Origin of the sequence: Dyella koreensis, assembly GCF_044904565.1 — a bacterium.
Classification (GTDB): domain Bacteria; phylum Pseudomonadota; class Gammaproteobacteria; order Xanthomonadales; family Rhodanobacteraceae; genus Dyella_D; species Dyella_D koreensis.
Genome location: NZ_JADIKD010000009.1, coordinates 310,373 through 322,733 on the forward strand (window position 1 = coordinate 310,373; position 12,361 = coordinate 322,733).

The following is a 12,361-nucleotide window of genomic DNA, read 5'->3' on the forward strand; positions in this document are numbered from 1 at the left end:
GCGGAACCGTGATGAACACGAGCATGGCCGAAATACAGGATGTCGAAACCGTCGCCATGCGACTGTTCGACGTATTGCCGGGCCGCGGCGGCAGCACAGATGCCGGCTGGCGCCAGCGCAGCTATGCGCTGGCGTCGAAGGCAGCGGATACCGAACGGTTGTACGCCGCACTCGCGCTCACCGAAGCGCTGCTCACCGGCGCCGATGGCGTGATCGCCACACGCGGCGCTGGCGCGATGGCCACCCAGGCATGGGTCGATGCGCCACGCGATGCGAGGAGCCATGCATGGCAGGCCGCGCTACGCGACGTCGCGCAAACCGCGCCGCGCCTTCGCAGTGCCTGGACCGTTTCCGAGCGCGACGCTGACGACACCAGCTTCAGTCACTGGCATCTGCATGACGGCGCGTTGCACGTCGTTTTCCACGCACCGTTCGACGACGCATCGATCGACCTGTTCGCGGCCTGCGTGCAGCGCGCCCTTTGCGCACTCGTGCTGGCGAACGACCAGCCGCTTGCCGCCATCGACATCATCGAACCGCGCGAGCGTCAGCTGCTGCACGACTGGAACGCCACCGCCGTACCGCGCCATGCCGGCGACACCGTGCATGGGCTATTCGCCGCTGTAGCGCAACAGCATCCGTCGCTACCCGCGGTGACATGGCACGGGGGCTCGCTCTCCTACGCCGAACTGGACACACGCGCGAATCGCGTCGCTGCGGCACTGATCGCCGCGGGCGTCGGCGTCGGTACGCCAGTGGCTTTGCTGCTGGATCGTTCCGCGGAAGCGATTGTCGCCATCCTAGGCATCCTCAAGGCCGGCGCGGCGTACCTGCCGCTAGATGCCAGCCATCCCGCCGAGCGCCTCGCCTTCGCCATCAACGATGCGCACGCCGCGCTGGTGATCGCCCCCGAAGGCGCCGCTGCGCTGCAAGGCATCGACGTACCCACGCTGGCGATGTCGCAACTGGAATCCGGCGCGCCGCTGGCCTCGATGCCCACGCTCGACGGCGGCGCGCTGGCCTATGTGATGTACACCTCCGGCTCCACCGGCACGCCGAAGGGCGCCGAGATCCCGCATCGCGCAATCATCCGCCTGGTGTGCGATGTCGACTATGTCGATCTCGGCGACCACCCGCGCCTGCTGCATGCGGCGCCGCTCGGTTTCGATGCATCGACCCTGGAGATCTGGGGCGCGCTGCTCAACGGCGGCACCTGCATCATCCATCACGAAAAGATTCCCAGCGGCTGCGGCCTGGCGCGCACCATCGGCGAGCACGATGCGCGCATCGCCTGGCTCACCGCCGCACTGTTCAACGCCATCGTCGACGACGACGCCAGCAAGCTGCGCGGCCTGCGCCAGTTGCTGATCGGTGGCGAGGCGCTATCGGTGGCGCACGTGCGCAAGGCCTATGTCGCGCTGCCTGACGTGACCATCTTCAACGGCTACGGCCCGACAGAGTGCACCACGTTCTCCACCACGTATCCCATTCCGCGTGTGCTGGATGAGGGGCTGCACTCGGTGCCGATCGGCCGTCCCATCGCCGACACCACGCTGCATGTGCTGAACACGCGCAGCGAACATGTACCGGTCGGTGTGGCGGGCGAGCTGTATATCGGCGGTGCGGGTCTGGCGCGCGGCTATCTCGGCCGCCCCGAGCTGACCGGCGAACGTTTCGTGTCGGCGCCGTTCGATGCGCACGGCGAACGCCTGTACCGCACCGGCGATCTGGTGCGCTGGCTGCCGGAAGGCGTGATCGAGTTCATCGGCCGCGCCGACCATCAGGTAAAGATCCGCGGCTATCGCATCGAGCTGGGCGAAATCGAGGCAGCCCTGCAGCGCCTGGATGGCGTACGCGCCTGCGCGGTACTGGCGCGTCAGGACCGGCCAGACCAGAAGCGCCTTGTTGCTTACTACGTCGCTGAACACGACAACGTCACCGCACGCGGCCTGCGCGAACAGCTGGCGCAGGCGCTGCCGGAATTCATGGTGCCGGCCATCTACCTGCGCCTCGACGCACTGCCGGTGACGGCGAACGGCAAACTGGATCGCCGCGCGCTGCCAGCACCGGACCGTCGCCGCCCCGAACTCGCCGATGCCTACGTGCCGCCGGAAGGCCCGCTCGAACAGCGCCTGTGCGCGTTGTTCGCCGACATGCTGGGGCTGGATCAGGTCGGCCGCCACGATCAGTTCTTTGACCTCGGCGGCCATTCACTGCTCGCGGTGAAGACGGTCGCACGCATCCATGCCGAACTGTCGACGATCCCCACCATCCCGATGTTCTTCGGCGATCCCACGCCGGCCGCACTCGCCGCCGCCATCGACGGCAAGGCCGATCGTCGCGCCGCGCTGGCCGCGCGCATCGGGCGCGGCAAAGGCGCCGACCAGGCCGAACCCATCGCGATCATCGCCGCCGCCGCGCGCCTGCCGGGTGCGGGCGATGTCGAAACGTTCTGGCGCAACCTGTGCGAAGGCCGCGAGTCGATCACCTTCTTCGGCAACGACGGGCTCGATCCGTCGATTCCGCTGGCCGAGCGCAACGACACCGACTACGTCGCCGCACGCGGTGTGATCGACGACGTCGATATGTTCGACGCCGCCTTCTTCGGCATGTCGCCGCGCGAAGCCGAGTTGACCGATCCGCAGCAGCGCATCTTCATGGAGCTGTGCTGGGAATGCCTGGAGCGCGGCGGTTATGTGCCGGATGCGCAGCAGCAGCCGGTCGGCGTATTCGGCGGCATGCACAACGCCACCTACTTCCAGCGCCATCTCAGCACGCGGCCGGACCTGATCGAAAAGTTCGGCGCCTTCCAGGTGATGCTGGCCAACGAGAAGGACTATCTCGCCACTCGCGTGGCGCACAAGCTCAACCTCACCGGGCCGGCGATCAGCATGAACACCGCCTGCTCCACCTCATTGGTGGCGATCTGCCAGGCGGTGGCGGCATTGCGCGCGGGCCTTTGCGACATGGCGCTCGCCGGCGGTTCGTCGGTGAGTTGCCCGCCACGCAGCGGTTACCTGTCGCAGGAAGGCTCGATGCTGTCGCCGGATGGCCACACACGCACCTTCGATGCCGAGGCGCGTGGCACCGTGTTCAGCGATGGCGCCGCCGCGGTGCTGCTGAAGCGGCTGAGCGACGCGCAACGTGACGACGACGCCATCATCGCCGTGATCCGCGGTGTGGCGGTGAACAACGACGGTGGCGTCAAGGCCAGCTTCACCGCGCCGAGCAGCGCGGGCCAGGCAGCGGTAATCACCATGGCGCTGGACAATGCCGGCGTCGACGCGCGTTCGATCTCCTATGTCGAAACCCACGGCACCGCGACGCCGCTGGGCGACCCGATCGAGATCGAAGGCCTCACCCAGGCCTTCCGCCAGCACACCGACGATTGCAGCTTCTGCGCGGTCGGTTCGGTGAAGAGCAATGTCGGCCATACCGTGATGGCCGCGGGCGTGGCGGGTGTGATCAAGACTGCGCTGTCGCTGCGCGAGCGCCAGTTGCCGCCGTCGCTGCATTTCACCGCGCATAACCCCAAGATCGATTTCGCGCACTCGCCATTCGTGGTCAACGACACACTGAGCGCGTGGCAAAGCGAAGAAGGTCCGCTGCGCGCCGGTGTCAGTTCGTTCGGCGTGGGCGGCACCAATGCGCATGTGATCCTGGAAGAAGCGCCGTGCCGCGCCGCCGCCGATGAAGCAGCCGGCGCGTCTGTGCTGCTGCTTTCGGCACGCTCGCCGGAAGCCGTGGCGCATGCTGCTGCACGGCTGCGCCAACACCTCATCGACGAACCCACGGCGAATCTCGCCGATGTGGCACATACCCTCGCCGTAGGTCGCAAGGCTTTCGCTCAACGCCTGCATGTGGTGGCGGGCAACGTCGAGGAAGCCATCGAGAAACTTGGCGCGGCATCCGCCGCGCGCACCGCGGCGCAACCCGCGCCCGGCATCGTGTTCCTGTTCCCCGGCCAAGGTTCGCAGTACGCCGGCATGGGCCGCGCACTGTACGCCAACGAACCCGCGTTCCGCGCCGCCCTGGACGACGTCGCGGCGATCCTGGCCGGTGAACTGGGCTTCGACCTGCGCGAACGGTTGTTTGCTGATGACACCGATGCGCTGCGCGAAACCTCGCTGACCCAACCCGCCACCTTCGCCATCGAATACGCGATGGCGCGGCTGTGGATGAGCCTGGGCATCCGCCCGGTGGCGATGGTCGGCCACAGCGTCGGCGAATTCGTGGCCGCGGTGATCGCCGGCGTGATGAGCCTCGCCGACGGCGCACGCCTGGTCGCGCGGCGCGGACGCCTGATGCAGGCGCTGCCGGGCGGTTCGATGCTGTCGGTGCGCATGGATGCGAAGCAGCTTGCCGAACGCCTTCCGTCCAACCTGCAGCTGGCCGCCGAGAACGCACCCAACGCCTGTGTGGTCAGCGGTGAAACCTCGCTGGTCGAAGCCTTCCGCGCCGAACTCGAAGGCGCCGGCATTGCCAGCCGCCTGCTGCACACCTCGCATGCGTTCCACTCCGCGATGATGGACCCCGCGCTGGAACCGTTCCACCGCGAAGTCGCGAACATCGCGCTGATCACACCGTCAATCCCCATCGTCTCGACGCTTACCGGCCAGCCGCTCAGCGACGGCGAAGCGACCTCGGTCGACTACTGGACCAGTCACCTGCGCGGTACGGTGCGTTTCTCGTCCGCTGTCACGTTATTGCTCGACGACAGCACACATGCCTTCCTCGAAGTCGGCCCGCGCACCGCACTCACCACCTTGCTGCGCCAGCACCCGCTGAGCCGCGGTCGCATGGTGCTTCCCTCGCTGGCCGACGCGCCGGAGAGCGAGCGCGCCGCGTGGCTGGATGCGGCCGGCCAGTTGTGGAGTTTCGGCGCCTCGCTGGAGGTAGCCGAGCTCGACCATCGCCAGCGCAAGCTGCGCGTGCGGCTGCCCACCTACCCGTTTGAACGCAAGCGCTACTGGATCGATGCGCGGCCCGGCGTGAGCGCCGCGGTCGAATCACTACCCATCGAACCGGCGACCGACGCGCATGGATGCGCTAGTGCCGCGGGCGCAGGATGCGCTGGATCAGCCGTCGCGGCGGCACCACTCGCCACCGTCACCTACCTCGCACCACCTGCACCTCCTGCGGAGAGCCCCATGGAAGCCAACCTCTCCGGCGCCAGCGCCGGCAATAACCGTCGCGGGCGCCTGATCGCCCAACTCACCGAACTGTTCGAGGACGTCGCCGGCTCCGAATTCGCCGATGCCGATCCCGCCGCCCATTTCGTCGAACTCGGCCTCGACTCGCTGGCCCTGACCCAGGTGGCCCTGCAGTTGCAGAAAACCTTCGCGCTGAAGATCACCTTTCGCGAACTGATGGAGTCCTTCTCTTCCTTCGAGCGACTCGCCATGCATATCGACCAATTGTTGCCGCCGGAAACCAGCGCACCGGCCGCGCCCGCCATGCCGGCCCAGGCCACGCCGCCGATGGCCGCGACGATGCCGATGATGACGATGCCCGCCGGCAGCGCGATGCAGCAGGTGATCCAGCAGCAGATGCTGATCATGCAGCAACAACTCGCCCTGCTTGCCGGCGCCGGCATGCAGATGCAGATGCCATCGGCACCCGCCGTGCCTGTCGCCGCGCCAGCGAATCCCACCCCCGTCGCTGCTCCAGCGCCCGCCGCCGTAACCGCGGAAGTCCCTGCGCAGGACGAGGAAGCCGCGCTCGCGCACACCACCTACGACGTCAAGAAAGCCTTCGGCGCCATCGCGCGCATCCACTCCACCCAGACCGAACTGAGCGAGCGCCAGCGCGCGCGGCTGGATGCCTTCATGCGCCGCTATATCGAGCGCACCAAGCGCTCCAAGGCGTACACCGAGAAGCATCGCGGACATCTGGCCGACCCGCGCGTAGTCAACGGCTTCCGTCCGCTGCTGAAGGAAATGATTTACCAGATCGTGGTGGAGCGCTCGAAGGGTTCCCGCGTATGGGATCTGGACGGCAACGAATACGTCGACGCACTCAACGGTTTCGGCATGAACCTGTTCGGCTGGCAGCCGGACTTCGTGCTCGATGCGGTGCGCCAGCAGCTGGACGCCGGCTACGAGATCGGCCCGCAGCATCCGCTGGCCGGCGAAGTGGCCGAGCAGATCTGCGAGCTCACTGGCTTCGACCGCGCCGCGCTGTGCAATACCGGCTCCGAAGCGGTGATGGGCACCGTGCGCATCGCGCGCACCGTCACCGGCCGCGACACGCTGGTGATCTTCACCGGCTCGTACCACGGCATCTTCGACGAAGTGATCGTGCGCGGCACCAAGAAGCTGCACTCGGTGCCGGCCGCGCCGGGCATCCTGCGCAACACGTCCGAGAACGTGCTGGTACTGGATTACGGCACGCCGGAATCGCTGGCGATCATCCGCGAGCGCGCCCACACCATCGCCGCCGTACTGGTGGAGCCGGTGCAGAGCCGCCGGCCGGACTTCCAGCCACGCGAATTCCTCAAGGAGCTGCGCGCGATCACCAGCGACGCGGGTGCGCTGCTGATCTTCGACGAAGTGGTCACCGGCTTCCGCTCACATCCGCGCGGCGCGCAGCAGGTATTGGGTATCGACGCCGACCTCGCCTCCTACGGCAAAGTGGTCGGCGGCGGTTTCCCGATCGGCGTGATCGCCGGCAAACGCAAATACATGGATGCACTGGACGGCGGCGGCTGGCAGTACGGCGACGCCTCCATCCCCACCGTCGGCGTCACCTACTTCGCCGGCACCTTCGTGCGCCACCCGCTGGCGTTGGCCGCGGCGCATGCCGTGCTCACGCATCTCAAGGCCAACGGCTCGGCCTTGCAGGAGCGGCTCAATACGCGCACTGGCGCGTTCATCGACGGGCTCAATGCGTTCTGCGCCAGCGTGGGCGCGCCGATCAAGCTGGTGCATTTTGCGTCGGTGTGGAAGGTCAACTTTACCGAAGACCATCCGCTGCAAGAGCTGTTGTTCGCCATGATGCGCAGCCGCGGCATCCACGTGCTGGACAACTTCCCCTGCTTCTTCACCACGTCGCACAGCGAGCAGGACTTCGCCGCGATCACCAACGCGTTCCGCGAATCCGTGCTGGAACTGCAGGAGGCCGAATTCCTGCCGCGCCACAAGAACGTTGAAGCGCTGGCATTCGACGCCAGCCGTCCGCCGGTTACCGGTGCGCGCCTCGGCAAGGATGCCGAGGGCCATCCGGCCTGGTTTGTGCCGAATCCGGAAGCGCCGGGCAAATACATGAAGGTGGAAGCACGGAGGGAGAGTGCATGAGCGCGCATGAGATGTCGGGCGCGACCGCGCCGTCTTCAGTGGCGGTGGACTACGACCCGTTCGCCGGCACCACGCTGGCCCGCGTGGTGCCAGCGATGGCGCCGCAGCGCGAGATCTGGCTGGCTGCCAAGCTCGAACGCGAGGCGTCGCTGGCCTACAACGAGTCGGTATCGCTGCGGCTGCACGGCCCGCTGGATGTCGCCGCCCTGCAAGCCGCGGTGCAAGGGCTGGCCGACCGCCACGAAGCGCTGCGCTCCACTCTGAGCACGGACGGCGACGAACTCTATATCGCCGCCCAGCTCGACCTGCCCTGCCCGCTGCGCGACCTGAGCGCACTTCATGAAGCGGGCCGCGATATCGAAATCGCCGCCACGCTGCAACGCGCGGTGACCGAACCGTTCGATCTGGAAGCCGGCCCGCTGCTGCGCGCCGAACTGTTGCGCCTGGGCGCGCAGGATCATCTGCTGGTACTCACCGCGCACCACATCATCTGCGACGGCTGGTCGTTCGGCGTGATCGTGCGCGATCTCGCCGCGCTCTATGCGCAGCACAGCGGCCGTGGCGGCGCACCTGCGTCAGCCGATCCGTTCTCACAGTTCGCCTTGGAGCAGGCTGCGCATGCGCAGAGCGCCGACGGCCGCGCTGCCGAGCAGTACTGGCTGCAGCGCTTCGGCGGCGGCAGCCCGTCGCTGGATCTGCCTACCGACCGTGTCCGCCCGCGCCAGCGCAGCTTCGCGTCCCAGCGCGAAGACCGCACCCTGGATGCCGCCCTGATCGGCGAGCTCAAGCGCATGGGCGCGACGCGCGGCGCCAGCCTCTACGCGAGCCTGCTTACCGGCTTCGGCCTGCTGCTGCAGCGCCTGAGCGGACAGGACGATGTGGTGATCGGCATTCCTTCCGCCGGCCAGGCCGCGGGCGGTCATGACGCGCTGATTGGCCATTGCGTTAACGTGTTGCCGTTGCGCGTATCGATCGATGCGCAGGCACCCTTCGCCGACGCGCTCAAACAGGTGCGCGGCGATCTGCTCGATGCCTTCGAGCATCAGCAATACACGCTCGGCAGTCTGCTGGCGCGCCTGGCACTGCCGCGCGATCCGAGCCGGCTGCCGCTGGTCAGCGTGCTGTTCAATCTGGACCAGGCGCTGGACGAGCGCACGGTGAGCTTCCCCGGACTGAGCTTCGAGTTCGCCGGCAATCCGCGCGCGTTCGAAAACTTCGAGTTGTTCGTCAACGCTGTGCAGGTGGACGGCGGCGTGCGGCTGGAGTGCCAGTACAACAGCGACCTGTTCCGCGCGGAAACCATCCGCGGCTGGCTGGATGCGTACGAGACTCTGCTGCGCAGCGCCATCGCGACGCCGGACGACACGGCCTACGCCCTCGGCCTGATGTCCGCGGATGCACGCAGCGCACTGCAATCGCTGCAGGCCGCGCCCACGCCGTATCCCGATCGGCAGCTCGCGCATGAGTATTTCGAGCAGCAGGCCGATCTGGCCCCCGCGCGCACCGCGGTGATCCATCGCGGCCTGCCGTTGAGTTATGCGGCGCTGGAAGCGCGCGCCAATCGCATCGCCCGCGTGCTGCGCGCACGTGGCGTGGGGCGCGGTGCGCTGGTCGGACTGTCGCTGAAGCGCGGCACCGATATGGTCGCCGCCGTGCTCGCCGTGCTGAAAGCCGGTGCCGGCTATGTGCCGCTCGATCCCTGTTTCCCCGCGGATCGTCTCGCCTTTATGGCGCAGGACGCGGCGCTCGCCGCGCTGGTGGTCGACGACGCCGTACCCACGGCCTTCGACTATCCGGCCTCGCAGGTGCTGTCGCTGCAACGCGACGACGCCGAGATCGCCAGCGCGAGCGACGCGCGCCTGCCGCGCGATGAAGCGGAAGCCACGCCCGACTCCGTCGCCTATGTGATCTTCACCTCCGGCTCCACCGGCCGTCCCAAGGGCGTGCGCGTGCCGCACCGCAGTACCTCGAACTTCCTCACCAGCATGCAGCGCGTGCCGGGCATCGGCGCCGATGATCGGCTGGTGGCGGTGACCACATTGTCCTTCGACATCGCCTTTATGGAACTGATGCTGCCGCTGAGCGTGGGCGCCGCCATCGTGGTGGCGGATCACGACGACGTGCGCGATGGCGCGGCCTTGCGCACGCTGGTGGAAAACAGCGACGCCACGATGATGCAGGCCACGCCCGCAGGCTGGCGCATCCTGGTCGAATCCGGCTGGAACGGCCGTGCCGGTTTCCGCGCCGTGTCCGGTGGCGAACCGCTGCCGGTGGATCTGGCCGAAGCGCTGCTGCAGCGCTGCGGCGAAGTGTGGAACGGCTACGGCCCCACCGAGACCACGGTGTATTCAACCTACTGGCGCGTGGCCGAACCGCGCGCGGGCATCTTTATCGGCAAGCCGGTCGCCAATACCACCGTGCATATCCTCGACGAGCGGCAGGCGCCATGCCCGCTCGGCATGCCGGGCGAGATCGTGATCGGCGGCGCCGGCGTCACGCTGGGCTATCTCAACCGTCCCGAACTCACCGCCGAACGCTTCCTGCCCGATCCGTTCGCGGCGACATCCGGCGCACGCATGTACCGCACTGGCGACCGCGGTCGCTGGCTCGCCAACGGCCAGCTCGAACACCTGGGCCGGCTGGATTTCCAGGTGAAGGTGCGCGGCTACCGCATCGAACTCGGCGAGATCGAAGCCGTGCTCGCCGATGTCCCCGGCGTGGCGCGCGCCGTCGTCCTGGCGCGCGAGGATCGCCCTGACGATGTGCGCCTGGTTGCCTACGTGGTGCCGCGTGCCGGCGCCAGCCTCGACGAGAACGAACTCCAGGCACGCCTCAAACAGCGCCTGCCCGAATACATGCTGCCCCAGCACCTGATGATGCTGGAGGCGATCCCGCTGCTGCCCAACGGCAAGATCGACCGCAAGGCGCTGCCTGCACCGCCGGTGCAGTCGCTCGCCGCGCGCGGCGAGCGTGTGGCGCCGCGCAACGACACCGAGCGCCGCGTCGCGACGGCGATGGAAACCGTGCTGGCCCTGCCCGAGCTGGATGTGCGCGACAACTTCTTCGCGCTGGGCGGCCACTCGCTGCTCGCCGCGCAACTCACCGCGCGGCTCAACCGCGAATTCGAAATCACCCTGTCGTTCCGCACCTTGTTCGACGCGCCCACCATCGAAGCCCTCGCCGCCGCCATCGACCAGCAGCGCGCCAGCGGCAAGGCCAGCGCCGCCGCGCCGATCCTGCGCCGCGCCGTACAGGACCGCGCGCCGCTGTCGCTGATGCAGCAGCGCCTGTGGGCGCTGGAAGAACTGCAACCCGGCCGCGTCACCTACAACGCACCTTCCGCGCACCGCCTGAGCGGCCCGATGGACGAAGCCGCGTTCGAACGCGCCATGCAGGAACTGATGCGGCGCCAGCCCAGCATGCGCACCGCGATCCAGCGTCACGGCGACGAAGCGGTGCAGGTGGTGCATGAGCAGATCGATCTGCCACTGTTCCCGGCCGAAGACCTTTCCGCGCTGCCGGAGAGCGAACGCGAGACGGTGCTGATGCAGCGCCTGCGCACACTCACCGATACCCCGTTCGATCTCACCCGCGCACCGCTGTTCAGCGCGCACATGTTCCGCATGGCGGCCGATGAGCACGTGTTCTTCTTCATGCCGCACCACATCATCTGGGATGGCTGGTCGTTCGACATCCTGTACGCCGAGCTGTCGCAGATCTATCGCGCCTTCGCCAGGGGCGAGCCTTCGCCGCTGGCGCCGCTGCCGGTGAGCTACGGCGACTTTGCGGCATGGCATGCGCAGTGGCTGCAAGGTCCGCAGTTCAAGGAACAGCTCGCGTTCTGGCGCGAACGCCTGACCCAGGTCGCCACCACCCGTGCGCTACCCACCGACCATCCGCGCCGCCCCGGCATGTCCGGCGTCGGCCGCACCGAATGGATCCGCGTAGACAAGGCCGTCACCGACACCCTGCACGAAGTCGCGCGCCAGGCCGACGCCACCCTCAACATGACCCTGCTGGCGCTGTACTACGTGCTGCTCAGCGGCATCGCCGACCAGGAACACCTGGTGGTGGGCACACCCGTGCGCGCGCGCAACCAGACCGAAGTCGAGTCCGTGATGGGCTACTTCAACAACCTGCTGCCGCTGCACATGAGCGTCGACCCGTCCTTGCCCTTCATCGACTTCGTGCGCCAGGTCAAAGCCGCCGCCATCGAAAGCTTCGGCTATCCCGACGTGCCGCTCGAATACCTGCAACGCGAACTGCGCAGCGAGCATGGCAACGGCGCCGTGCTGTACCAGGCCTTGTTCTCCTTCCAGGACGCACGCCAGCGCATCGTCGACTGGGGCGGCCTGCGCCACGAGCAGATCCTGCTGTTCCAGAGCGGCGCCACCGAAGACCTCGGCCTGTGGTTCCTGGAAAACACCAAGGGCATGCTCGGCGGCGTCACCTACAACGCCGACATCCTAGAAGCCGACACCGCCCGCCTCCTGCGCGACAACTACCTCAGCCTGATGACACGCATCGGCGAGAACCCACAACAAACCATCCACGCCCTGCACACCCTCGACGGCATCCGCACCCTGCGCGAACGCCTCATCGCCGACGACGACAGCGCGCCATCCGCCACATCCGCGCCACTCATCGACGCCGCTCCCAAAACCCCCGGCGAACAACGCCTCGCCGCCATCTGGCAAACCCTGCTCGACGTCGACACCATCCGCACCAGCGACAACTTCTTCGACATCGGTGGCCACTCTCTTCTCGCCGTCGAAATGGCCACCCGCGTCCAACGCGACACCGGCATCCGCCTCAACCTCCTCGACATCGCCAACGGCACCCTCGCCACCCTCGCCGCCGAACTCGATCACGCACCGGCGAAAACGGACAAAGGCGAATCACTGGGACAGAAATTACGCGGGTTGTTCGGGAGGCGGTGACATGACCAACCCGATGCCATGGGGGGTGGCAGATACACGCGGAAGTTGGCTTGCCAACTTCAAGTTGCACAGTAGCCACGCGATCCCGAGCACCCACTCATCATCCCTCACATTCCCCGATCGCCC

General features: G+C 67.5%; 2 protein-coding genes. Both read left to right on the top strand.

Annotation, left to right across the window (positions count from 1 at the left end; translation table 11 throughout):
- Window positions 1-11 precede the first annotated feature (11 nt).
- Complete coding sequence (locus ISS97_RS08820; RefSeq protein WP_379985195.1) at window positions 12-7,295, top strand: amino acid adenylation domain-containing protein; 7,284 nt, start codon at window positions 12-14, stop codon at window positions 7,293-7,295.
- Window positions 7,292-12,235 (top strand): amino acid adenylation domain-containing protein, encoded by a 4,944-nt coding sequence (locus tag ISS97_RS08825; RefSeq protein ID WP_379985194.1) that lies wholly within the window; start codon window positions 7,292-7,294, stop codon window positions 12,233-12,235. Before ISS97_RS08820 ends, ISS97_RS08825 begins: the two co-directional genes overlap by 4 nt.
- Window positions 12,236-12,361 lie beyond the last annotated feature (126 nt).

Excerpts from the sequence above, each read along its gene's own strand:
- ISS97_RS08820 (WP_379985195.1), top strand. The coding sequence starts at position 12 with ATGAACACGAGCATGGCCGAAATACAGGATGTCGAAACCGTCGCCATG.
- ISS97_RS08825 (WP_379985194.1), top strand. The coding sequence starts at position 7,292 with ATGAGCGCGCATGAGATGTCGGGCGCGACCGCGCCGTCTTCAGTGGCG.